The sequence below is a fragment of the Amycolatopsis orientalis DSM 43388 genome (assembly GCF_000411975.1).
Taxonomy (GTDB): Bacteria; Actinomycetota; Actinomycetes; order Mycobacteriales; family Pseudonocardiaceae; genus Amycolatopsis; species Amycolatopsis orientalis_D.
Map to the genome: position 1 here is coordinate 44,416 of NZ_ASXG01000125.1, position 23,223 is coordinate 67,638.

The following is a 23,223-nucleotide window of genomic DNA, read 5'->3' on the forward strand; positions in this document are numbered from 1 at the left end:
CTTCTCGTGAGTGCTGACGCCGGTTCTAACCGGCTTTGCCACTCACCACCCCTTCCCCCTTTTCCGGCGCAGGCCTTGCCCTACGTCGGCTCACCCCTGTTCAGGAGCAGTTGTGTCCCACCATGTCTTCCGTCGTGCCGGCGTGCTCGCCGCGACCGTCGCCGCCACCGGCCTGCTCGGCGCCGGCATCGCGTCCGCGCACGTGACCGCCAACGTCTACGGCAGCCAGCCGGCCAAGGGCGGCTACGGAGCGATCTTCTTCCGCGTTCCCAACGAGGACGCGAAACTCGGCACGATCAAGGTCGAGGTCGACCTCAAACCGGACTACGGCATCGGCAGCGTGAGCACCAAGCCGATCCCGGGATGGACCGCCGAGGTCACCAAGTCGCCGCTGAGCCAGCCGGTGACCACCGCGTCCGGCACCAAGATCACCGAGGCCGTGACCAAGGTCGTCTGGACGGCCGAGCCCGGCACGAAGATCGTCAACGGGCAGTTCCAGGAGTTCGAGATCAGCGCCGGGCCGCTGCCCTCGAACGTCGACCAGCTCGAGTTCCCGGCGATCCAGACCTACGAGGGTGGCAAAGTGGTGGACTGGAACCAGCCCACCCCGCCCAGCGGCGAGGAGCCGGAGCACCCGGCGCCGACCGTCAAGCTCGCTGCCGCCGAAGCCTCGGAGCACGGCGGCCACGCGCAGACCACGGCGGCCGGAGAGAACGCCGAGGCCGCGTCGTCCGCGGACAACACGGCGCGCTGGCTCGGCGGGGCCGGCCTCGTGGTCGGCGCGCTGGGGCTCGGCGTCGGGGCGGGCGCGGTGCTGCGTTCCCGACGTCCTGCCGCCGGAAAGACCGAGGAAACGAAGTAATGCGTAAAGCGCTACTTGCGCTGGCGATTTCCGGGGTGGCCCTGCTAGGCACGGCCACCCCGGCGCTGGCGCACAACGTGCTGATCAACTCCGATCCGGCCAATGGCGCTTCGCTCGCCAAGGGACCGGCGAAGGTCACGCTCACGTTCGACCAGTACGTGCAGAACGCCGACGTCAACCAGATCGCGGTGACCGGCCCGGACGGCAGCCAGTGGGCCGAGGGTCCGGTGACGGTGGAGAACAACGTGATCAGCGCGCCGCTGCGGCCGCTCGGCCCGGCCGGCAAGTACACCGTCGGCTACCGGATCCTCTCCGCCGACGGGCACCCGGTGTCCGGCGAGATCCCGTTCACCCTCACCACCGCGGGCACCGGCACCCCGGCCAAGGGTGACGCGGCCAAGGCGGCCGGCGCTCCCGCCCAGTCCGCTCCGGCGGAGTCGTCGTCGAGCGGCGTGCCGATCTGGGTGTGGATCGCCGGTGCGGTGGTGCTGCTCGCGATCGGCCTGACCGTCGCGCTGCGCAGCGGCCGCGACCCCGGACCGGACAAGGCGGACCAGTGACGCGAGCCGAGACCACCTCCGCCGTCCGCTGGGCCACGCTCGCCTGCGTGGTCGTTGCCGGACTGCTGGGCGCGCTGATCGGCATCGCGCTCACCGCGTCCTCGCCCATTCCGGGCGTGGTGGAACCCAGCGAGGTGGTCTCGGCGGCCATCCCGATCGTGCGGGTGCTGCTGGATCTGGCAGCGGTCGCGACGATCGGGCTGGCCCTACTGTCCGTGCTGGTCGGGTACGACCGGCCGAAGCTCACCGAACCGGTGCTGCGCCGGGCTCGGCCCGCCGCGGTCGCCGCCGCGCTGATCTGGGCGGCGACCGCGGTGGTCGCGCTGATCCTGCAGACCGCGGAGTACAAGCCGGGCAAGCGGATGCTGACCGCGGGAGACATCGGCAGCTACATCGCCGAGGTCGGCGCGGGCAAGGCGCTGGTGATCGTTGCGGTGCTCGCGCTGCTGCACGCCGCGCTCGGGTTCATCGCGCTGCGCAAGGGCGAGAAGGTGCCCGCCGAAGTACGGGTGGGCCTGGGCATGTTCGCGCTGCTCCCGTTGCCGGTCACCGGCCACGCGTCGAACTGGGCCTATCACGACTACACGATGATCTCGATGGAGCTGCACGTGATGAGCGCGGTCGCCTGGTGCGGCGGCCTCGGCGCGATGATCGTGCTGCTCACCGCCAACCGGACGCTGCTCGCGCACGCGCTGCCGCGGTTTTCGAAACTGGCGACGCTCTGCCTGATCCTGTCCGCGGTGACCGGCCTGTTCAACGGCATCGTGGAGATCCTCGCCAACCCGACGATCGGCTTCTGGGCGGGCGTGTTCACCACGCCGTACGGGCAGCTGATGATGCTGAAAGTGCTCTGCACCGGCACGATCGCGTTGCTCGCCGCCAACTTGCGGTGGCGGCTGATGCCGCGCATCGTGCGACACCAGCGGACGGCGCTCGCTTCGTGGGCAACGCTGGAGCTGACCGTGATGGGGCTCGCTTTCGGCTTCGCCGTCGTGCTCACCCGGGCTCCGGTCGCGGTGTCCTGAGCGGCCGAGGTGACGGCGGGTAGCCGCAACTTGCACATTGGGACTAGCAGTACGCTATCTGGGGCGATCTGCCGGACCGAATTATCGCTGCGCAGCGATACCTCGTCAGCCATCGACGGAATGCGGCGAACGGTCATCTGCAGTCGGCGAATGCACGTGCAGAATGCCGTTCACCGGTATCGCGTCCACGCGGTGGCCGTCCGGCCGGCGCGCAGGTCCGCCAGCCGACGGCGGAGTTCAGCCCGCACCGGCGGATGACTGCGCAGAATCGGCAGCACACTCGTCGTCAGCTTCAGCTCCCGCACCTCCCGGAGCACCGAGAACCCCGGCCAGGACGTCACGTCGAAGCCATACGCCGACGCGAACTCCGCATATCGGGCCGGCGGATCCCCGAACCGTTCGCGGCCGACGGCGAGCGGCGTCAGGTCCCACTCCGGCGGGCCGACGCACGAGGAATCGAAATCGCACAGCACCGGGCCGTCCGGGCCGGGCAGCACGTTCCCCGGATGCGCGTCGCCGTGCACGAATCCCCTGGTCAGCGGGAAATCCGGGGTGTCGAGCCGGTCCTGCACCTCGGCGCAGCGCTCCAGCAGGAACCGCCGGTCGGTGGCGGCGAGCTCCTCGGCGTCGGCGACCCGCGCCTCGATCGACCGCAGCGGCTCCCATTCCGGCAGGCCGTCGGGCGGGGGCAGCGCGTGCACCTTCCGCAGCAGTCCGGCCAGGTCCGCGGGCGTCGGCGGCGGGCCGGCGAACGGCACCAGATCCCACACGGTGACCAGGTGTCCGTGCACGTCAAGCGGTTGCTCGACCCCGGACAACAGCCGGACCGCGGGCACGCCGTGCCGGGCGAAATGCTCGGCCACGCGCACGACCGTGCCGACCCGATGGCGCAATCTGGTGGAGCCGACGATCCGGACGACGACCGGCGCGCTGTTCAGCGCGAACACCGCGTTGTTGGTGAACCGCAGCAGCCGCGCACCAGCCGGATCGAGGCCGAGCCGCGCGCAGACCGCCGCCAGCACCCGGCGCAGTTTCGCAGGGGTGAACCTGCCTTCGGGCAAGGCGAATCCGGTCGGTTCAGGCCGCGTAGAAGATCTTGAGCCGGTCGGCCAGGTCGCGGGCGTCGGGGTTGTTGCTCCGCCGCTCGGCCTCCGCGAGCAGGGGCCGCATCCGGTCCTTGACCCGCGCGGACTTGATGCTCTCCGCGCATTCGATGGCCTTGCCGCCGACCTTGACGCCGTGGTCGATATCGCCCTCGAGCAGGTGATTCGTGGCGAGCGCGCTGAGCATGAACGCCTTGCTGCGCGCCATGTCGTCGGTGTAGGTGTCGACCGCGCGGCTCAGCGCCGGGATCGCGTACTTCGTGTGCTCGGGGTTCTTCATCGCCAGCACGGTGTGCACGGTGCCGGTCATCGCGTAGACGTCGGTCTCGTTGAAGAACTTGACCCACGATTCGGCCTTGGCCAGGTCGGCGCGGGCGAATTCGTCCTTGCACCGGCCGAGCAGCTTCACCGACTGCTCCTCGTTGCCCATCATCGCGTAGGCCCACGCCTCGTTGGCGCAGAGCACCGCGACGGCCAGCTCGGAACCGGATTCCTGCGCGGCGATCTGGCCGAGCTGGAACAGCTTGAGCGCGTCGTTCGCGGCGTCCTGGTGCAGGTAGACGCGGCCCATCCGGTACAGCACGTTCGCCACCAGATGGTGGTCGCCGCCCTGTTTGGCCAGGTCGAGCGCCTGCGCGAAATGCCCGCGGGCGGAGTCCATCAGACCGGTGTCGAACGACGTCCATCCGGCGAGGCTGTGCAGGTCGGCGATCGCGGTGTACAGCCGGTTCTTCACCTGCTCGGCGGCGCTGGAGTCGAGCATCTGCTGTCCCCAGGACAGCTGCGCGACCACGGCGTCGCGGCAGAACCCGCCGCCGTACTGGTAATCGAGCGCGCGCAACGCTCTGGTCGCCGCCTCCACCTGGCGCACGTCGGTCGTCCCGATGCGCCCCGGGGCGGGAGTGCGCGCGGGCGCCTCCGACCACGTGCCGGATTCCGGACCGAACACCGCCGCACCCATCGTGACCTGGGCGGCGTGCGCGAGGAACCTCCGTCGCTTCACGGACTCGTCCTCCTCAGCCTGCCGGCCGTCGGACGCGCCGACGACCCGTATCGCCGTGGTCTCGTCGTAGGCGAGACCCATGTATCCACGGGGGACACCCAGGCCGTCGGCGATTCTCGTGAGCACGTCGTAGGCCATGACCTGGCGACCCTTGAGGATCTCCGACACCTCGGACTGCGACTGGCCGGTCATCGCGGCGATCTGGCGCTGCGATACCCCGTGTTTGCGCAACAGCCGGTACACGGCACTGACCTCGCGGGCGGCGAGCGCCTCCCGCATCTCGGGCTGTTCCCAGGCATCGGCCGGAACCGGACTGCCTGACCGGGCGTCTGCGTGCGAGACTCCGGAACCACTGCCAGCACTGGCATCCATTGCCATTGCGCCCCCTCACCGTCTCCTGGGCGTCTGATCAGCACCCTAAGCACCCGCGAGAACCTTGTGAAACGGGCGGACAGCGGGGTTGATCGGCAGGGCCGAACTCCGCTGACCGCTTACCGTGGAACGCGGTCCGGTCACCGCTATGACGCGGTTTCGACCTTCTCTCGCCCCCGGTTTCACTTCACTGTAGTTGCCAGATCTCCGTCAGCGCCCGGTCACCCGCGGCGATCACGGAGAGCGATGGACCCGACGACACAGATCTGCCGGCGCGGATGCATCCCGCAAGGTGCACCCGCCCGGGACGAGAAAGCGTGGAGGGACAGTGGAGTTCGTGGAATCGCTCGGTGGAGGACAAACCGGGACCGCGGTGCGGCCCGTTCGGCCCGCCCCGGGAATCACCACGGCACGTCCGGTGCCGCCTACCGTCGCTTCCGCTGTCGCCGCTTCGGTGTCCGCCGACCCGCGTACCGCGGGCGTGCGGCATTTCGAGGGCGGCCAGGTCGTGTGGCGCGTGCAGTGCGGCGATCTCATCAGCCGCGAGCGCGCCGTCACGGTGTTCGTCGAGGACGACGAGGTCGTCGTGGTGTCCCCGCCCGGGGAGACCGCCCGTCTCACGTCCGGTCAGCTCGGCCAGCTCCGGGCCGCGCTCAACGAAGCCGCCACTATGGCGGAAAGGTGACGGTGAGTTTCTCCATGGATCAGGTTCTCGGGCAGGTTCTCCGCAACGCCGTATGGGAGCGCCTCGACATGCTGTCCGACCTGGCGGAACGCGCCGATGCCCCGTCGCTGGTCTCGGTCGCCCGCTCCGAACTGCCGCGGCTGGCCGAGGGCTGGCGCGCGATGCTGCAGGCGCACGAGCCCGACGAGCGCGGCGACTGCCCCACCTGTTCGACGCGCTGGCACCGCTGCAAGGCCCCGTGCTCGGTGTGGCAGGTAGCGCACGAGCACCTGGTCGCCGGCGGCTTGGCCCCGCAGACGCTGGCGGGCGGCGCCGGGCACCGGCCGGCCCGCCGCCGCGCCGCGGTCCCGGCTGTTCCCGGGCAGAACCGGCGAGCCGAATCCCCCGCCGAGACCACCGGCAGGCACGCACTGGTGAAGCCGCGCCCGGTCAGCGCCTGATCTTTCGGGTGGGGTGCTTCCGGGCGGAGCACCTCACCCGGATTCGACTGGCGAGCGCGCGACCTCCGGAATCCCCAACCGGCCAGGTCGTCCGGCATCCTCGCCCGGCCGAGGGCTGGTCCGTCCGTCCCCCCGAGCGCGACGGGCCACCCTCGGCCACCCCCTAGACTTAACGCGATTAATCGAAAAATGTCCGGCAGAACACCTAGCGGACGCAGTAATCGGACGCTAGGTTGAAGATCATCGCACCGGCCCCAGCGCCGGTCGCGACCCGAGAACTCCGCGGGCCGGTGCCGTTGCACTCCCCTCCCCCGACCGGCACCGGCCCGCGGTCCCACTTCCCAGACCCGCCCCTGGCCGCCGGATTCCGGCGTCTGCGGGCGGGTTTTGGCGTTGGGCCGAGGTTCCGCCCCGCCCGTACGCGCGGGCACCAGCGGCGTAATTCCGCGCAACGCCACGGCAACCGCTGGCGACCGGTCGGTAACCTGCTTCGGGGGCCGTGCGTTCGAATTCGGCTGCGCGCCCAAGAGATGGTGTTGAGCGTGGAGAAAGGCCGGCATGTCGAACCCGTTGGTGGCCGAAAAGCAGGACTCGACGTCGGCCATCTCCGGCATCACGATCCTCGAGGCCGGAAAGGGCCTCAAGGACGGCATCGAGTCCGGCGACTGGGCGGCGACCGTGATGGGCGCGGTCGGCGTCGGCATGGAAGCGCTCGCCGCGGTGATGGACCCGTTCGGCGCGATCCTCGCCGCGGGCGTCGGCTGGCTGCTCGAACACGTCGGCCCGCTCAAGGAAGCGCTGGACAAACTGGCCGGGGACCCGGACCAGATCCACGCGTACTCCGAGACCTGGAAGAACATCTCCAAAGAGGTCGGCTCCGTCGCACAGGACCTGGCCGCACAGGTCAAAAAGGACATTGAGTCCTGGGAGGGCGACAGCGCCGACGCCTACCGCAAACAGGCCGAAGAGGTCGCGAAGACCCTCGAAGGCGCGGCGCAGGCCTGCGAGGGAGCGGGCAGCGGGGTGAAGACCGCCGGCGAGGTCGTCGGCGCGGTGCGGATGCTCGTGCGCGACACCATCGCCCAGGTCGTGGCGCACCTGATCTCGTGGGCGCTGCAGGTGCTCTTCACCCTCGGCATCGGGATGGCGTGGGTGGTGCCGCAGGTGGTCAACCTGGTGGCCAAGACCGCCAAGCAGATCGCCGAGCTGGTCAAGAACCTCACCAAGGCGCTCAAGGAACTCGGCAAGCTGCTCACGAAGGCGCGCGGCCTGTTCGACGATGTCGCCAAGTCGATGAAGAGCATCAAGCCGGGCGGCAAAGAGGCCCCGCACCCGCCGAAGGACATCAAGGCTTCCGACGGCGGCTCGACCAAACCCTCCGGAGCGAAGGACACCCCGGACGAAAAGGGCGGCGGGGGCGAGAAACCGCCTCCGGGCAAGGACGAGTCCACCAGCACCTCCGGTGCGCACGACGGACCGGGGGAAAACAAGGGCGGCGGGAACCACGAGCCGCCCCCGCGCGAACCCGCCAAGGACGAGGGCAACGGCGGATCCGGCGGCGAGGCGGGCACCACCGGCCGCGGCGGGAACGAGCGCTCCGACCCGGCGAAGGACAAGACCGAGGCGTCGAACGCGAAGAAGGAAAGCGACCCCGAACCGGAGTGCAAGACCGACCCGGTGGTCATCTCCAGCGGTGAGGTGCTCGTCGAGGATTACGACCTCGACCTGCCGGAACTGCTGGTGCGGCGGACGCATCGCTCGTCCTACCGCTCCGGGCGCTGGTTCGGCCCGACCTGGGCGTCCACTGTGGACCAGCGGCTGGAGTTCGGCGAGGAATACCTCCGGTACTACGGACCGGAAGGTGTCATCCTCTATTACCCGCTGCCCGCCGGGGACGAGCCGGTGTTGCCGATCGAGGGCGCGCGCTGGCCGCTGCGCAAACACGGCGACGGCAGTTTTACCATCGAGCAGGTGCGCCCGGACCGGACCATGCGGTTTTCCGGCGAGGGCAAGGCGTTGCCGCTGCGTTCGATCGAGGACGCCGACGGCTCGTGGACCGAACTGTCCTATACGGACAACGGCGTTCCCGCGCTGCTCACGCATTCCAGCGGGCTCCAGGTCGGCTTCCGCGGCGACGAGCACCGGATCACCGAATTGCGGATGATCGGCACTGGCTCGGCTCCGGACGTCGTCGTGCGCGGCTATCGCTACAACTACCAGGGCCACCTTTCGGAGGTCGTCAATTCCTCGGGAACGGCGAAGCGCTACACCTACGACCTCGACGGCAGGGTCACGAGCTGGGAGGACCGCAACGGCGTCGTCTACCGCTACGTCTACGACGCCGAAGGCCGCTGCGTACGCACCGAAGGCGCGCAAGGCTTCTACAGCGGTGCCTTCGAGTACCTCCCCGCAGCGCGGATCACCCGGTTCACCGACTCGCTCGGCCACGTCTCGGAGTACGAGTACAACGAGGAAGGCCGTCCGGTCCGGGAGACCGACCCGCTGGGCAACGTGACGCTCTCCGAATGGGACCGCTACGGCAATCTGCTCCGCCGGGTCGATCCGCTCGGCCGGGTCACCGAGTACACCTACGACGAGGACGGCACCCCGCTCACCATTGCCCGTCCCGACGGCAGCCTCGCCGAACTGGAGCACGACGGCACCGAACTCGTCTCGATCACGGTGCGCGGCAACGGCCGGACCTGGCAGCGCCGGTACGACCAGCCCGCCGGACCGGAATTGCCCGGCATCCCGGCCGAATTCGAGGCCGAAGCCTCCGGCGACGAGCTGGACCAGTTCGGCCGGCCGCGTTCGGCGCCCGAGGTCGGCGGCGGTCGGACACAGCTCGGCTGGACGGTCGACGGCAAACCCGCCTCGCGGATCGGCGTGCGCCGCGAGCGCGCGATGTGGCGATACGACCGCGAGGGCAACGAGATCGAGCACGTCGACGAACTCGGCCGGGTGACCCGGCGCGAGTACGGCCCGTTCGACGTGGTCACCGCGGTCGTGGACCCGTCCGGCGCGCGCACCAGCTACACCTACGACACCGAGCTGCGGCTTACATCGGCCACCGATCCGCTGAACCGCACCTGGACCTACACCTACGACCCGCTCGGCCGACTGATCGCGCAGACCGACTTCGACGGCCGGACCCGGACCTACGCCTACGACGCGGCCGGGCAGCCGATCCGGGTGACCGAGCCGGACGGTTCGGTCACCGAGAACACCTACGATCTGCTCGGCAACCGGGTCGAGATCCGCGGTCCGCACCGCACCGTGCGCTACGCCTACGACCCGGTCGGCAACGTCGTGCGGGTGGAGTCCGCGGATTCGGTGGTGGAGTTCGACCGCGATCTGTACGGCCGGGTCGTCCGCGAGGCGATCGACGGCGTCGAGGTGCACTTCTCCTACGACGAGCAGAGCCGGACCATCCGCCGCCGCACCCCGTCCGGCGCGGAGAGCGTCTGGACCTTCGACGAGGAAGACCGGCCGATTTCGCTCACCACGGCGGGCCACCGCGTGAGGTACCGGCTGGACGACGACGGCCGCGTGCTCGCCCGCGACACCGACGGCATCAGCACCCTGCAGCAGGCGTTCGGCCCGCGCGGGCTGGTCACCGCGCAGCAGGTTTCCCGTGGAACAACGCCGGTGCGGCGACGCGGTCTCGAGTACTACGCGGACGGCAGCCTCGCCGCGGTGCAGGACAGCCTGTCCGGCAAGACCGTCTTCACGCGCGATCCGGCCGGACGGGTGGTCGCGGTGTCGTCCCCGGCGGGCCGGGAGGAACTGCACTACAACCCGGCCGGTGAACTGACCGCCTGGTCGGGCAGCCCGGGCCTGTCGTCCGACTACGACTCCCTCGGCCGCCGGATCAGGCACCGCGAGGTGCATCCGGGCGGCGTGCGGGTGTGGGAGTACGCCTGGACCGGCGATCTGCTGACCGGCCTGCGCACGCCGGACGGCGTCCAATGGCGTTACCGGTACGACCCGCTCGGCCGCCGGATCGCGAAGGAACGCCTGCTGGCCGACGGCTCGGTCGCGGAATCGACCCGGTTCGTGTGGGACGGCTTCGTGCTCATCGAACAGGAGCACACCGACCCGGCCGGAGTGCGCCGGACGACCACCTGGGAACGCCGGCCGGGCACCGACGAACCGGTCACCCAGCTCGAACGCGGCCCCGGCGGCGACCGGTTCGAGTCCGTGGTCACCGACGCGATCGGCACGCCGACCGACCTGATCGACGAGCACGGCGGACTCGCCTGGAGCGCGCGCCGCTCGCTGTGGGGCCGGGTCCAGCCCGGCGGCATCCCGCTGCAGTTCCCCGGCCAGTACGCCGACGCCGAGTCCGGCTTGCACTACAACGTGTTCCGCTACTACGACCCGGCCGCCGCGCGCTACCTCAGCCAGGACCCGCTCGGCCTGGAAGGCGGGCCGAACCCGGTCGCCTACGTGCCCGACCCGTTCGCCGCCTACGACCCGCTCGGTCTCGAGGGCTGTGGCAAAGGGAAGGGCAAAGGCAAGGCCGTCGATCCGCCGCCGGCGGACTCCACGGCCAAGCACAATGCCGACAACGGCGGCGGGAGCACCAAATCCGCCTCGACCGACAAGGGCGGCAACAAGCGCAAGCGCGACGACAACGACGACGGCACCAGCACCAGCTCGGACAATTCGAACAAGAAAACGAAGACGGACGACAAGGAAAAGGGCCCCTGGGCGCGCCCGGGCAAATTCCAGAAGCGCGCCCAGGATGTCATCGACGCGCAGAAGAAGGATCCGAAGAGCCCGTTCTACAACACCGGGGACAAGGTCCACGCACGGCACATCATTTCGTTCCAGACCATGCGGGACAACATGAAGAAGTGGGTGGAGCACCAACCAGTCAAGGATCAGGCCGCGCTGACGAAGAAGTACACCACCGAGCTGCGGAAGATGAACAGCAACCCGAACAACCTTCCGCTCGGCCCCGGCAAGCCGAACACCTCGATCGGCAGCGTGGTGGACAAGTTCCCGCACGTACAGGACCGCATCAAGAACGGCGAGACGCCGGTGGAGGCCTTCGATAATTCATCGGGCTACCTCAAGGACATCAAAGGGGAATACGCGGACGGCGCGATCAAGGCCACCGACCACATGAAAAAGCCCGAGCAGGACGCGTTTATGGACAACGTGAAGGGCAGCTCGGACTTCGACTGGCCCGGCGGCACGAAGGAAGAGTTCAAGAACTGGAGCGAAATGCGCGACCGGTTCCTCGACCTCGGCAAAGATCCCGGCAAGTACAGCGCCGCGGATGTGGACAAGCTCATCAAGGACTTCGACGACCTCAAACCGCCCACGATCAAGGACGACGAGAACGGCAATCGCATCATGGGCCATCCGTACCCGGACCAGTTCGACAACGCGCCCAAGGGCGACCCGTTCAGCCGAAACGAAAAGGGGGAGGCCATCCCGCCTGCCGACCTGCCGCCGTTGACCGACAAGAAGTAGGGCTCGGACGTCAGGCGGTTTCCTCCGCGTCGCGGGCGGCGAACACCTCGCGCGCGACGAAGGTGGCGTTCAGCGCGCGCGGGAATCCCGCGTAGACCGCCGAGTGCAGGAGTGCCTCGGTGATTTCTTCGCGGCTGAGCCCGACGTTCAGCGCCGCGCCGAGGTGCACCTTGAGCTGCGGTTCGCAGCCGCCCAGCGCGGTCAGTACGCCGAGGGTGACCAGTTGGCGGCTGCGCGGGTCGAGCCCGGGCCGGTCGTACATGTCGCCGAAGGCGAACGCGGCCACGTGGTGCCCGAACGCGGGGTTGATGTCGGCGAGGGAGTCGATAACGGCTTCGCCTTGGTGGCCGTCGATGCGGGACAGCACCTCGAGCCCGTGCTTGCGGCGGGCGAGGTTTTCCGGGCTGTCGATGTCGTGCTGGGTCACGGGAGGGGGCCTTCCTGGTAAGTAGCGATCTTGTATTCGGTGGCGGCGAGGGAAAGCTGCAGCTGGGCGATCTGCGCGCGCAGCGTGTCGCGGTGCTCGAGGAGCATTTCGCGTCGTTCGGGCACGGTGTCCTCGCCGGAATCGACCAGCTCGAGGTAGCGGCGCAGGTCGCTGATGGACATGCCGGACACGCGCATCCGCGCCAGGAACACCAGCCGGCGGACCGCCGCGGCGTCGTAAACCCGGTGCCCGGCGCTGTCCCGGCCGACCTGGACCAGTCCGATCCGCTCGTAATACCGCAGCGTGTGCGGGTTGAGCCCGAGGTGCCGCGCGGTGGTGGCGATGTCCCACTCGTCCGCGTCGTCGTCCCGGGCCAGTTCCCGCAGCGCTTCGACCGACACCGTGCCCGGCGGGTCGACCGCCAGCCGCAGCGCTTCGATCAGCGCGTCTTCCTTCTCCATGCCCCAGACGCTAGGCCTGTGAGCGCGCTCAAACGCAAGCGCTAACCCACCGAACGCACCCGGGTCACCAGAATCCCGGCGATCACCGTGGCCGCCGCGGACGCCGCGAACAGCCCCGGATACCCGCCCAGCCACTGCAGGATCAACGTCGTGAGCAGCGGCGCGACCACCTGCGGCAGCGAGTTCGCGATGTTGACCACGCCGAGGTCCTTGGCCCGGTTCTGCGCCGCGGGCAGCACCTGCGTCAGCATCGCCAGCGCGACCGCCATGTACGTCCCGAACCCGATTCCCAGCAGCGGCGAGGCCGCCAGCGCCACCGGCCAGCTCTGCCAGATCACCAGCAGCATCGCGGCCAGCGCCATGATCGCCGCCGACCCGAGGACGTACGGCTTGCGCTTGCCGGACTTGTCCGAGAAATGCCCGGCCAGCACCGCGCCGACCACCAGCGCCAGGCCGTACAGCCCCATCATGATCAGCAGCCCGCTGTCCGGATCCGGGTAATGCACCGCGTCCTTGAGGAAGAACAGCAGGTAGAGCGTGCCGAACGCGTTCCCGAGGTTGATCATGAAGTGGCAGCCCCAGGCCCACGCGAAGTCCGGGTGCCGGCGCGGCGAGACCCACAGGTCGGCGAGGATTTCGCGGATCCGGCCGCTCGGCCGGAACTCCACCGGCAGCCGGGCGTCCGGGGTGCGCAGCACGAACGCCGCCGCCCCGGCGAGCACGATCGCGGCGCAGACCGCGTAGCCGAGCGGCAGCCCGGCGAGGTCGAGCATCACCACGACCACCACCGCGCCGAGCACGGTGCCGAGCATCTGCGCGATGCCGACGAGACCGCCGACCTGCGCGCGCTGCCCGACCGGAACCCGGTCGGCGATGCCGGACATCAGCGTCGCGAGCATGCCGTTGAGCCCGGCCTGCACGAGGCACCAGCCGATCGTCATCACGACGACGTTCGGGGCCTCGGCCAGCACCAGCAGCCCGGCCGCGCCGATCGCGCCGCCCGCGATCGTCCACGGATGCCGCCGGCCGAACCGCGAGCAGGTGCGGTCCGAGAGCAGCCCGATCGCCGGGTTCGCGACGAGCGCGACGGCCGCGCCGATCCCGGTCACGATGCCGAAGACGGTTTCCTTGTGCGCGGCGTCGAGCAGTTCGGCCTGCTGCGGCAGCAGCACCTGAATCGGCGCGTAAACGCCCAGCCAGAGCGCGATGTTCGCGAGGAACAGCAGCGTCATCCACCCGGCGCGGACGCGCTTGACCGGTTCGGCGAAGACTTCCGGGACAGCAGCGGCGGTGTCACTCATGGCGGACCAGCTTCCGGTACCAGGCGAAGGAATCCTTGGGCGTGCGGCGTTGCGTCTCGTAGTCCACGTGCACCAGCCCGAAGCGCGGCGCGTAACCCTTGGACCATTCGAAGTTGTCCAGCAGCGACCAGACGAAGTATCCGCGCACGTCGACGCCGGCATCCATCGCTTCGCGCAGCGCACGCAGGTGGCTGTCGAGGAAGTCGATGCGCTCGGGGTCGGGCACGGTGCCGTCGGCGGCCGGTTCGTCGGCGAAACTGCAGCCGTTCTCGGTGATCTGGATCGGCGGCAGGTGCTCGCGGTAGCGCTCGTGGAAGGACACCAGCAGCTCGCGCAACGCCTGCGGGACGATCGGCGAATCGTTGGTGGTCATCGGATAACCCTCGATCGGGCGCAGTTCGAACGGCAGCGGGTTGCCCTCGCCGGGAGCCGTCACGCCTTGGGGTTCGTAGTAGTTGACGCCGTAGAAATCGAGCGGCTGCGCGATCGTGGCCAGGTCGTCGGCGAAGTTCTCCGGCAGATGCGGGTGCACCTGTTCGGGGTAGCTGCCGAGCAGCACCGGGTCGGCGAAGGTGCGGTTGATCAACGCGTCGAGCCAGTCGGCGGCTTCGCGGTCGGCGGGGGTGTCGTGCTCCGGCCAGATCGGCGAGTGGTTGTTCGCGGTGCCGATGCCGGTCGCGCCCGCCGCGCGCAGCGCCTGTACGGCCAGGCCGTGCGCGAGGTTCTGGTGATGCGCCGTGGGGAGCGCGTCGAGCAGGAGGAACTCGCCGGGCGCGTACTCGCCGATGCCGTAACCGTAGATCGACATGACCATCGGCTCGTTGAGCGGAATCCAGAGTTTCGCCCGATCGGCGAAATGCTCCCCCACGATCGTGGCGTATTCGGCGAAGCGGAAGGCGGTGTCGCGGGAGCGCCAGCCGCCCGCGTCCTCGATGGCCTGCGGCGTGTCCCAGTGGTACAGCGTGATCGCCGGGGCGATTCCGGCGGCACAGACCTCGTCGATCAGCTTGTCGTAGAAGGCAAGTCCCTCCGCGTTGGGCTTGCCGGCGCCGTCCGGCTGGATCCGCGGCCACGCGACGGACATCCGGTACGCGCCGACGCCGAGTTCCGCCATCAGGGCGATGTCCTCGGAGTAGCGGTGATAGTGGTCAGCCGCTACCTTGGCGTCCTCGCCCCGGGCGATCTTGCCTTGCGCGGCGGTGAACGTGTCCCAGATGGACGGTCCGCGGCCGCCTTCGGCCGTCGCCCCCTCGATCTGGAACGCCGAGGTCGAGACACCCCACAGGAAGTCGGGCGGGAAGGTCGGATGGTCCACGTCGAGCACCCCTTGCCTCCGGACACCCTTCCGGGTGAACGTGAAAAGTTCTCATATGTTAGGTCGTCACTCGTCTCGGGGGAAGCCCTCCGGGGCGCTAAAGTCCCAGATCAGATGAGTGAATCGCGAGAGACTCCGAGGAACGACGTGGCCGAGACCCAGGCTGAACCCACTCCGCTGCGGCGAAAGCCGGTTCAGCAACGCAGCGCCCGGCGGGTGGAACAGATGCTGGACGCGAGCGCCGTGCTCATCGACGAGCTGGGCTACGACGCGCTCACCACCACGCTCATCGCCAAACGCGCGGGCGTCGCGGTCGGCTCGCTGTACCAGTTCTTCCCGGACAAACGCGCGGTCGTGCAGGCGCTGACGCAGCGGAACCTGGAACGGTTCGTCGCCGCGGTGAACGAGCGGCTGCAGGAGCTGAGCCCCGAGCACTGGTGGAACATCGTCGACTCGGTGCTCGACATCTACCTGCGGATGCACCGCGAGGTGCCGGGGTTCTCGAAGGTCCACTTCGGAGACGTCATCGACGTCCGGCTGCTGGCCGACGACCGCGACAACAACTCGGTCATCGCGGATTCCCTGGTCGAAATCCTGCGCGGGCACGTCGACCGGCCCGCCGACGAACTCCGGTTCGCCATCGCGATCGCCAACGAGGTGGCGGACGCGCTGCTGAAACTCGCCTTCCGCCGCGACCCGAACGGGGACGAGCGGATCGTCGCCGAGGCCAAGGACGTGGTGAAGGGGTACCTGGCCAGCAAATTCGGCGACTGAGCCGAGGTGCGGGAGGAGAACCCGGAGGGAATCTGATTCCTTCCGGGTTCCCCCTCCCGGACTTCAGCCGAAGTTGTGGCCTTCGCCGCGATAAGTGGGCACTGTTCGCTCGATCTGGCTGCCGCGGACGAGGTGGTAGGCCAGGAACCGTTCGGCCAGTTCGCCGGCCTTCGCGTGCCGCAGCCAGACCCGGTCGCCGAGCCGCAGCGTGCGCGCGGCCTCGCCGGTCACCGGGGTCTGCACTTCGCCGGCGCCTTCGAAACCCAGCAGGCGCAAGCCTTCCGGCAGGTACGGCGACGGTTCGCGAGACGGACCGGTCGGGCCGGAGGCGATGTATCCGCCGGAGTACAGCGTCGCGACGTTCTTCGCCGGACGGCGCACCACCGGCAGCGCGAACAACGCGGCCGGGCGGGGCTGGAAGTGCGAATAGCCGTCGAACAGCGTCGGCGCGAGCAGCCCGGAACCGGCGGCGATCTCGGTGACCACGTCTTCCGCGCCGGTGGTCTCGATGCTTCCGGTGCCGCCGCCGTTGACGAACTCCAGGTCAGCGACCTCGCGCACGGCCCGCACCGCGGCGCCTCGGCGACGGGTGAGTTCAGCCGCGGAACGGCGTTGCATCCAGCCGGTCACCCGGTTTCGCAAGCCGGTGCCGGCGGCGTCGCCGAGCCCGGCGATCTGGCCTTCGTACGCCATCATCCCGACCAGCCGGAACCCCGGCCGCGTCACGATCCGCCGGGCGAGCGCGGCTGCTTGCGCTGGCTTGAACACCGGCGAACGCCGGGTGCCGACGTGCACGCCGGGCAGCGGACGCCAGGACGCGTCGAGTTCTAGGCACACGCGGATATCCGGGTGGTCGTGCCCGAGCGCGGCGTCGACAAGGTCGAGGTGCTCGGTCGAATCGACCATGATCGTGATCGCCGCGCGGGCGCGTTCGCTCGCCGCCAGCCGGCGCAGCGCGTCGTGGTCGGCGGTCGGGTACGCGACCACGATGTCGGCGGAAGTGCCCAGCTCAGCGTGCCAAACGGCCTCGGCGAGCGAGTAGCACATCAGGCCTTCGAAGCCGTCTCGCGCGAGCACTCGCTCCAGCAGCGCACGGCAGCGCACGGACTTGCTGACCACTCGGATCGGCTTGCCCGCGGCGCGGCGCAGCAGGTCGTCGGCGTTCGCGTCGAAGGCGTCCAGGTCGACGATCGCGAGCGGCGGATCGAGGTCCTTCGTCGCGAGGTCGTACCCGTGCGCTGAAATGGTCACGCCCTCACGGTACGACAACAACGCTTGAAACGCGAATACTATTCACTTACGGTTTCGGCATCTATCGTGGGAACCTTCCAGCGAAGAACAGGTGCCGCAATGACGTGGAGCAACTGGGCCGGAACGGCCAAGGCCACCCCGCAACGGGTGCACCGGCCGCGCAGCGCGGCCGAGATCGCCGAGGTCGTGCACGGGATCTCCGAAGCAGGGCACCGCGTCCGCGCGTGGGGCAGCGGGCATTCGTTCACCGCGATCGCCGCCGCCGATTCCGACGCGCTCGACCTCGCCGCGTGGACCGGCATCGAACGCGCCGACCTCGAAACGCAGCAGGTCACCGTCCGTTCCGGCACCACTCTGCGTGCTCTCAACGCCGCCCTCGACGCGCTCGGGCTCGCCATGACGAACCTCGGCGACATCGACGCACAGACCATCGCCGGCGCGATTTCCACCGGCACGCACGGCACCGGCGCGCGCTTCGGCGGAATCGCGACCCAGGTCGTCGCACTGGAGCTCGTGCTCGCGGACGGTTCAGTGGTCCGCTGCTCGGCGGACGAACGTCCGGAACTGTTCCACGCCGCTCGCGTCGGCCTCGGCGCACTGGGCGTGATCAGCACCGTGACGCTGCAATGCGAACCGTCCTTTGTGCTCTCCGCGCAAGAACGCCCGGAGCCGCTGGAGCAGGTCCTCGACGGGTTCGACGACAACGCGGCGAAGAACGACCACTTCGAGTTCTACTGGTTCCCCTACGGCAGCAAGGCGTTGGTGAAGCGCAACAACCGCCTGCCGCTGGACGCCGAGCGGAAACCGCTGTCCCGCCTGCGCCAGTTCGTGGACTACGAACTCACCGAGAACGTCGCGTTCGGCGGTTTGTGCCGGCTCGGCCGCGCGGTGCCGAAACTGGTGCGGCCGCTCGGCGCGTTCGCGTCGCAGGTTTCGTCGCCGCGCGAGTACAGCGACCTCTCGCACCGGGTTTTCGTGACCCATCGCGGCGTGCGGTTCGTGGAATCGGAGTACGCGGTCCCGCGCGAGTCGGTCCTCGACGTGCTGGCCGAACTGCGGACAGTGGTGCCGCGGCTGAAAGACCCGGTGGCGTTCCCGGTCGAGGTGCGCGTGGCCGCGGCGGACGACATCTGGCTGTCCACCGCCTACGGCCGCGATTCCGCGTATATCGCGATCCACCAGTTCCTCGGCATGCCTTATCGCGAGTACTTCGCCGCGTTCGAGGCCATCGCGGGACAGGTCGGCGGGCGGCCGCACTGGGGCAAGATGCACGACCTCGACGCGTCCGTGCTGCGCACCCGGTACCCGCACTTCGACGATTTCGTGCGGATCCGCAAGGAGTGCGACCCGGCCGGGACCTTCGCGAACACCTATCTCGACCGGGTCCTCGGCACCGCGTGATCAGTTCGGTTCGAACAGCGAGCTGACCGACTCTCCATTGTGGATTCGCCGCATCGCCTCGGCCAGCGCCGGAGCGATGGACAGGATCCGCAGTTTCTCCGTGCGTTCCTCGACCGGCACCGGCACGGTGTTCGTGCAGACGATCTCCAGCACGTCCTCCTGGCCGCCGATCCGCTTGAGCGCGCCGTCGGCGAACAGCCCGTGCGTGCAGGCCACCCGGATCGACCGCGCACCCATCTCCCGCAGCCGGTCGAGCAGCTCCAGCACTGTGCTGCCTCGGGCGATCTCGTCGTCCAGCACGATGATGTCGCGTCCGGCGATCTCGCCGATCACCGACGTGATCTCGACGCGGTCGTCGGCGAACCGCTGTTTCGCGCCCGCCGCGACCTTCGTGCCCAGCAGCCGGGCGAAATGCGCGGCTTCCTTCGCGTTGCCCAGATCCGGCGACACGACCGTGGTTTCCGAAAGGTCGTACTGCCGGAAGTACCGCGCCAGCTCGTGCAGCGCGTGCAGATGGTCGACCGGCACGCTGAAGAACCCGTGCACCTGCGGCGAGTGCAGGGTCATGGTGAGCACGCGGTTCGCGCCCGCGGTGACCATCAGATCGGCGACCAGCCGGCCGCCGATGGAGATCCGCGGCGCGTCCTTTTTGTCCGAGCGCGCGTAGGAATAGTGCGGCATCACGGCGGTGGTGCGCGCGGCCGAGGCGCCGCGGGCCGCGTCGAGCATCAGCAGCAGTTCGACGAGGTTTTCCTGCACCGGTTTGACCAGCGGCTGGATCAGGAAGACGTCCCGCTCGCGGCAGTTGGCCTGGAGCTGGACTTGGAGACAGTCGTTGGCGAACCGGTCGATCTGCACCGGAAGCAGCGGAACGCCCAGGTTGGCGCAGATTTCCTCGGCGAGCTCGGGGTGCGCGCTGCCGCTGAAGACCGCGATGTCGCGCATCAGATCCGAGACAGCGCGTCGGCGATGGAATCGTCGCCGGAGATCAGCTCCAGCGTCCGCCGGGCGGTCGCCGGGGAGTCGAGCAGTGCCAGCAGCACCGCGGCGACGTCCTCGCGCGGGACCTCCGCGCGTCCGGTCTTCTCGGCGATTTTCACCCGGCCGGTGCCGGAATCGTTGGTCAGACGGCCGGGACGCAGGATCGTCCAGTCGAGGTCGCGGCCCTTGAGGTCGTCCTCGGCCGCGCGCTTGGCCCGCAGGTAGGCGGTGAAAACCGGGTCGAGGCCGGGAGCGTCCGGGTTGTCCGCGCCCATCGAGCCGACCTGGATGAACCGGCGGACGCCCGCCCGCTGCGCGGCGTCGGCGAAGAGCACGGCCGCGGCGCGGTCGACAGTGTCCTTGCGTGCCTCGCCGCTGCCCGGACCGGCCCCGGCGGAGAACACCGCGGCGTCCGCGCCCTCGAGCACCTTGGCGACCGCGTCCACATCGGACTTTTCGAGGTCGAGCACGACAGTCTCGGCACCGACCGCGGTCAGGTCGGCCTCGTGGCTGGGGTTGCGCACGATGCCGACCGGCGCGTCGTGCCGCTGCGCCAGCAGCTTTTCCAGGTGCAGGGCGATCTGGCCGTGTCCGCCGGCAATGACGACTCGCATAACCCGACTCTATCGCCGCGCGCGGCCCGACGCCGGTGCTTCAGTCCGCCTCGGCGGGGACTGGAACGTCGGCGTCCTGGCGCAGCAGCAGGTCGTAGGCCATCTCGTTGACCCAGCGCGACACCGGGTCCTCCTGCAGCAGCACCCGGTCGTGGTGGGTGTCGAGGTCGAGGTCCGCGGTGGCGTACGGGTCGGCGGTGACGACCGCGAGGCCGTAGGCGCGGGCGCGCGGCAGGCAGTTCGTCACGTAGTCATCAGTCAGCACGGCAGGCGATGGAAGAACCATCGCGGCCTCGCCGTAGCGCGAAAAGGGCACCGCGGAGGCCATCGCGGTCCGCCAGTGCCGGGCGACCGCGAGGACGCCGATGATCTCGGCGGCCGGCGCGGGTGCGGTCGCGGCCAGCTCTGGCCAGGTCCAGGTGTCGACGAGGGCGCGATCGGCGACGGGACCGACACCCATCGCGATCCGCTCCGCGTGCACGTCGGTCTTGAGCTTCGCGACGATGCTGACCTTGCGGCCGAGCAGAGTCGTCGCGGGCAGCACGACGCCGTTCCAGCCCAGCAGGGCCGCGGCCTTGCGCGCCAGCTCGTCGACGCTCGCGGGGAGCTCGATCGGCGGCAGCACCCGGCTCGCTGTCGCCCGGCTGCGCTTCGCACCGCCGGCGACCGTCGAGCGCTCGGTGTTCTGTGGGGTAGCCGCCACGAGTCCGCCTCCTTCAAGCACCTGTTCCCGAGTACCGGCGGGAAAACCGGTACATGAACTGAGTACCAGGGCAAAGTCGCGAGGTCTCCGGGTTGCCCGCCCGCGTGCGATCGGCGGCGCTCAGCGGTCGGTGACCGGTCGGTAGGCGGTCGTTCGACTTCAGTCCGACCGTGCGGCCAACCGAGTGAGACGGGGTTGAGTGGTGGGCACGGAGCGCGTTCCCCGGGTGTCGCGCCGCCTCGCGCGGGGCAGGGCAAGCAGCGCAGCCGCTTACTCCGATCGGCCTAATCAAGCCGGTTCCACTGTGGACTTCCGCTGGTCACGGCCGTCACCCGGATGGCGGGTGAGCTTCGCCGCAGCGAGGGTTCGCGTCTCCGGTTTAGGGTTACCCGTCGGTCAAGTACCCGCCGGGAGGACCAGGATGCGCTCGCCGAAGGACTTCTTCGCCCCGCTCGCCGTCGGAGCGCCGCAGCCGCCGAGGCAGATCCCGGTGCGGCCGTCGCGCATGATCCACTTTTTCGACCCGGGCAACGAGAAGATGGCCGCGAAGGTCCCTGACCTGGCGAAGAAGACCGACGTGCTGCTCGGCAACCTCGAGGACGCGGTCCGCGCGGACCGCAAGGAAGCCGCGCGCGCCGGACTGGTGTCGATCGCGAAGGCGACGGATTTCGGCCGCACGCAGCTGTGGACGCGCGTGAACAGCCTCGACTCGCCGTGGGTGCTCGACGACCTGATCACGCTGGTCACCGAGATCGGCGACAAGCTCGACGTGATCATGGTCCCGAAGGTCGAAGGCGCGCAGGACATTCACTACGTCGACCGGTTGCTGGCCCAGCTGGAGGCGCGGGCCGGGCTGACGAAACCGCTGCTGGTGCACGCGATCCTGGAAACGGCGAGCGGCGTGGCGAACGTCGAGGAGATCGCTGGCGCGTCGCCGCGCATGCAGGGCATCTCGCTGGGCCCGGCCGACCTGGCCGCGAGCCGCCGGATGAAGACGACCCGCGTCGGCGGCGGCCACCCGGGTTACCTGGTGCGCACCGACCCGGTCGGCGAGGACCTCACCGAAGGCCGGACGACGTATCAGCAGGACCTGTGGCACTACACGGTCGCGCGGATGGTCGACGCGTGTGCGATGAACGGAATCCTGCCGTACTACGGCCCGTTCGGGGACATCCGCGACGTGGTGGCGTGCGAGGACCAGTTCCGCAACGCGTTCCTGCTCGGCTGCGTCGGCGCGTGGAGCCTGCACCCGGTGCAGATCGACATCGCGAAGAAGGTTTTCTCGCCCGCCCCCGAAGATGTCGCCTGGGCCCGCCGCGTGATCGCCGAGATGGGCGACGGCACCGGCGCGGTGATGATCGACGGGAAAATGCAGGACGACGCCTCGGTCAAGCAGTGCCGGGTGGTCGTGGAACTGGCTGACGAACTGGCGGCGACCGACCCCGAACTGGCCGCCGCGTACGACGCCGCGACGAAGGAGATCCAGTCATGACCGAACTCCGCCCGCGGCGGTCGGTGCTGTACATGCCCGGCGCGAACGAACGCGCGCTGGAGAAGGCGAAGACGCTTCCGGCGGACGCGCTGATCCTGGACCTGGAAGACGCCGTCGCTCCGGACGCGAAGGAAGCCGCGCGAGAGCGGGTCTGCGCTGCGGTTTCTTCGTATGGCGCGAAGGAAGTGACGATCCGGGTCAACGGCCTGGACACCGAATGGCACGACGCCGACCTGCGCGCCGCTGCCGCCGCCGGTCCCGCCGCGGTGGTGGTGCCGAAGGTGAACTCGGCGGCTGAGGTGCACAACATCGAGCGCGCCCTGGAACTCGGCGGCGCACCGGAGCACACGAAGATCTGGGCGATGGTCGAGACGCCGATCGCGATGCTGCACGCCGAGGAGATCGCGGCGGCTTCGGAGCGGTTGACCGTGCTGGTGATGGGCACGAACGACCTGGCGAAGGAATTGCACGCGGAGTTCGTGCCGGGCCGGGGCCCACTGCTGGGCGGGCTTTCGCTGTGCCTGCTGGCCGCGCGCGCGACCGGGAAGGTGATCCTGGACGGGGTCTACAACGACGTCAAGGACGCGGCCGGCTTCGAGGCGGAATGCTTGCAGGGACGGCAGTACGGGTTCGACGGGAAGACGTTGATCCACCCCTCGCAGGTGGAGCCGTGCAACCGGATCTTCGCGCCCTCGGAGGAGGAAATCGACCGGTCGCGGCGGATCATCGCGGCGTTCGAGGAAGCTTCGGCCGAGGGACGCGGGGTGGTGACCGTGGACGGGCGGATGATCGAGAACCTGCATGTCGAAAACGCCCGGCGAGTGCTGGCGTTGGCGGAGGCGATCGGGGCGCAGTGACGCGGGCGGCGGTTCCGCTCAGGGCGAGGCGAGCCGCTCAAGCAACTACCCCCCCGTTACCTTTTTCGTAGCTCCTGATCAAGGAGTTCGTGGTCGCCAGGCCCGGCATGAC

The 23,223-nt window shown here is 69.4% G+C and carries 20 protein-coding genes; 10 read left to right on the top strand and 10 right to left on the bottom strand.

What is annotated here, in order from left to right:
- Positions 1–112: 112 nt before the first annotated feature.
- The 3 genes from L942_RS25350 to L942_RS25360 are packed head-to-tail and all read left to right on the top strand — an operon-like array spanning position 113 to position 2,447.
- Positions 113–862, top strand: a complete 750-nt coding sequence (locus tag L942_RS25350) for a YcnI family copper-binding membrane protein (RefSeq protein WP_037365050.1) — start codon at positions 113–115, stop codon at positions 860–862.
- On the top strand, positions 862–1,422 hold the full coding sequence (locus L942_RS25355; RefSeq protein ID WP_037365051.1) for a copper resistance CopC family protein: 561 nt from the start codon (positions 862–864) through the stop codon (positions 1,420–1,422). Before L942_RS25350 ends, L942_RS25355 begins: the two co-directional genes overlap by 1 nt.
- On the top strand, positions 1,419–2,447 hold the full coding sequence (locus L942_RS25360) for a copper resistance D family protein (protein WP_037365053.1): 1,029 nt from the start codon (positions 1,419–1,421) through the stop codon (positions 2,445–2,447). Before L942_RS25355 ends, L942_RS25360 begins: the two co-directional genes overlap by 4 nt.
- Positions 2,448–2,617: 170 nt before the next feature.
- Here L942_RS25360 and L942_RS25365 read toward each other — a convergent pair whose 3' ends face one another.
- Positions 2,618–3,508 (bottom strand): phosphotransferase family protein, encoded by an 891-nt coding sequence (locus tag L942_RS25365; RefSeq protein ID WP_037365054.1) that lies wholly within the window; start codon positions 3,506–3,508, stop codon positions 2,618–2,620.
- 16 nt (positions 3,509–3,524) lie between these two features.
- Entirely contained in the window at positions 3,525–4,832 is a 1,308-nt protein-coding gene (locus tag L942_RS25370; RefSeq protein ID WP_037365056.1) for a helix-turn-helix transcriptional regulator, read from the bottom strand.
- Positions 4,833–5,253: 421 nt separating this feature from the next.
- Here L942_RS25370 and L942_RS25375 point away from each other — a divergent pair, with 421 nt between their 5' ends.
- The 3 genes from L942_RS25375 (at position 5,254) to L942_RS25385 (ending at position 11,534) form a co-directional block, all read left to right on the top strand.
- Positions 5,254–5,610 (top strand): hypothetical protein, encoded by a 357-nt coding sequence (locus L942_RS25375; RefSeq protein WP_037365057.1) that lies wholly within the window; start codon positions 5,254–5,256, stop codon positions 5,608–5,610.
- Positions 5,611–5,624: 14 nt separating this feature from the next.
- Positions 5,625–6,050: a hypothetical protein gene (locus tag L942_RS25380; protein ID WP_037365093.1), complete on the top strand. Its 426-nt coding sequence runs from the start codon at positions 5,625–5,627 to the stop codon at positions 6,048–6,050.
- 558 nt (positions 6,051–6,608) lie between these two features.
- Positions 6,609–11,534, top strand: a complete 4,926-nt coding sequence (locus tag L942_RS25385) for an RHS repeat-associated core domain-containing protein (RefSeq protein ID WP_081655226.1) — start codon at positions 6,609–6,611, stop codon at positions 11,532–11,534.
- 10 nt (positions 11,535–11,544) lie between these two features.
- On the opposite strand, the gene L942_RS25390 is transcribed toward L942_RS25385, so the two are convergent.
- The 4 genes from L942_RS25390 to L942_RS25405 are packed head-to-tail and all read right to left on the bottom strand — an operon-like array spanning position 11,545 to position 15,038.
- Positions 11,545–11,961 (bottom strand): carboxymuconolactone decarboxylase family protein, encoded by a 417-nt coding sequence (locus L942_RS25390; protein WP_037365058.1) that lies wholly within the window; start codon positions 11,959–11,961, stop codon positions 11,545–11,547.
- Positions 11,958–12,422, bottom strand: a complete 465-nt coding sequence (locus tag L942_RS25395; protein ID WP_037365059.1) for a MerR family transcriptional regulator — start codon at positions 12,420–12,422, stop codon at positions 11,958–11,960. Before L942_RS25395 ends, L942_RS25390 begins: the two co-directional genes overlap by 4 nt.
- A gap of 41 nt (positions 12,423–12,463) precedes the next feature.
- Positions 12,464–13,723 carry an MFS transporter gene (locus tag L942_RS25400; protein WP_037365060.1) on the bottom strand — a complete coding sequence of 420 codons (1,260 nt, stop codon included), beginning with the start codon at positions 13,721–13,723 and terminating at the stop codon, positions 12,464–12,466.
- The gene (locus tag L942_RS25405; RefSeq protein ID WP_037365098.1) at positions 13,716–15,038 is read right to left on the bottom strand and encodes a GH1 family beta-glucosidase; all 1,323 of its coding nucleotides are present in this window, start codon (positions 15,036–15,038) and stop codon (positions 13,716–13,718) included. Before L942_RS25405 ends, L942_RS25400 begins: the two co-directional genes overlap by 8 nt.
- 114 nt (positions 15,039–15,152) lie before the next feature.
- Between L942_RS25405 and L942_RS25410 the strand changes: the two genes are divergently transcribed.
- The gene (locus tag L942_RS25410) at positions 15,153–15,812 is read left to right on the top strand and encodes a TetR/AcrR family transcriptional regulator (protein WP_037365061.1); all 660 of its coding nucleotides are present in this window, start codon (positions 15,153–15,155) and stop codon (positions 15,810–15,812) included.
- A 63-nt stretch (positions 15,813–15,875) separates the two neighbouring features.
- Here the strand turns inward: L942_RS25410 and L942_RS25415 are convergent, their stop codons facing one another.
- Complete coding sequence (locus L942_RS25415; protein ID WP_037365062.1) at positions 15,876–17,063, bottom strand: amino acid deaminase/aldolase; 1,188 nt, start codon at positions 17,061–17,063, stop codon at positions 15,876–15,878.
- A gap of 99 nt (positions 17,064–17,162) precedes the next feature.
- On the opposite strand from L942_RS25415, the gene L942_RS25420 reads away from it, so the two are divergent.
- A complete protein-coding gene (locus L942_RS25420; protein ID WP_037365064.1) occupies positions 17,163–18,464 on the top strand; it encodes a D-arabinono-1,4-lactone oxidase in 1,302 nt (433 codons plus the stop codon).
- Here L942_RS25420 and L942_RS25425 read toward each other — a convergent pair whose 3' ends face one another.
- The 3 genes from L942_RS25425 to L942_RS25435 are packed head-to-tail and all read right to left on the bottom strand — an operon-like array spanning position 18,465 to position 20,762.
- Positions 18,465–19,409 carry a ribose-phosphate diphosphokinase gene (locus L942_RS25425; protein ID WP_037365066.1) on the bottom strand — a complete coding sequence of 315 codons (945 nt, stop codon included), beginning with the start codon at positions 19,407–19,409 and terminating at the stop codon, positions 18,465–18,467. It abuts the gene before it with no gap.
- A complete protein-coding gene (locus tag L942_RS25430; protein WP_037365068.1) occupies positions 19,409–20,059 on the bottom strand; it encodes an SDR family oxidoreductase in 651 nt (216 codons plus the stop codon). Before L942_RS25430 ends, L942_RS25425 begins: the two co-directional genes overlap by 1 nt.
- A 40-nt stretch (positions 20,060–20,099) precedes the next feature.
- Positions 20,100–20,762, bottom strand: a complete 663-nt coding sequence (locus tag L942_RS25435) for a hypothetical protein (RefSeq protein WP_037365069.1) — start codon at positions 20,760–20,762, stop codon at positions 20,100–20,102.
- A 421-nt stretch (positions 20,763–21,183) separates the two neighbouring features.
- On the opposite strand from L942_RS25435, the gene L942_RS25440 reads away from it, so the two are divergent.
- Positions 21,184–22,254, top strand: coding sequence for an HpcH/HpaI aldolase/citrate lyase family protein (locus L942_RS25440; RefSeq protein ID WP_037365070.1), 1,071 nt, complete (start codon positions 21,184–21,186; stop codon positions 22,252–22,254).
- Positions 22,251–23,111 carry an HpcH/HpaI aldolase/citrate lyase family protein gene (locus L942_RS25445; RefSeq protein ID WP_037365072.1) on the top strand — a complete coding sequence of 287 codons (861 nt, stop codon included), beginning with the start codon at positions 22,251–22,253 and terminating at the stop codon, positions 23,109–23,111. The genes L942_RS25440 and L942_RS25445 overlap by 4 nt, the downstream gene beginning before the upstream one ends.
- Positions 23,112–23,223 lie beyond the last annotated feature (112 nt).

Coding starts and splice junctions, on each gene's coding strand:
- L942_RS25355 (WP_037365051.1), top strand. CDS start 862: ATGCGTAAAGCGCTACTTGCGCTGGCGATTTCCGGGGTGGCCCTGCTA.
- L942_RS25370 (WP_037365056.1), bottom strand. CDS start 4,832: ATGCGGGAGGCGCTCGCCGCCCGCGAGGTCAGTGCCGTGTACCGGCTG.
- L942_RS25380 (WP_037365093.1), top strand. CDS start 5,625: ATGGATCAGGTTCTCGGGCAGGTTCTCCGCAACGCCGTATGGGAGCGC.
- L942_RS25385 (WP_081655226.1), top strand. CDS start 6,609: ATGTCGAACCCGTTGGTGGCCGAAAAGCAGGACTCGACGTCGGCCATC.
- L942_RS25395 (WP_037365059.1), bottom strand. CDS start 12,422: ATGGAGAAGGAAGACGCGCTGATCGAAGCGCTGCGGCTGGCGGTCGAC.
- L942_RS25400 (WP_037365060.1), bottom strand. CDS start 13,723: ATGAGTGACACCGCCGCTGCTGTCCCGGAAGTCTTCGCCGAACCGGTC.
- L942_RS25410 (WP_037365061.1), top strand. CDS start 15,153: ATGAGTGAATCGCGAGAGACTCCGAGGAACGACGTGGCCGAGACCCAG.
- L942_RS25420 (WP_037365064.1), top strand. CDS start 17,163: ATGACGTGGAGCAACTGGGCCGGAACGGCCAAGGCCACCCCGCAACGG.
- L942_RS25425 (WP_037365066.1), bottom strand. CDS start 19,409: ATGCGCGACATCGCGGTCTTCAGCGGCAGCGCGCACCCCGAGCTCGCC.
- L942_RS25430 (WP_037365068.1), bottom strand. CDS start 20,059: ATGCGAGTCGTCATTGCCGGCGGACACGGCCAGATCGCCCTGCACCTG.
- L942_RS25440 (WP_037365070.1), top strand. CDS start 21,184: ATGCGCTCGCCGAAGGACTTCTTCGCCCCGCTCGCCGTCGGAGCGCCG.
- L942_RS25445 (WP_037365072.1), top strand. CDS start 22,251: ATGACCGAACTCCGCCCGCGGCGGTCGGTGCTGTACATGCCCGGCGCG.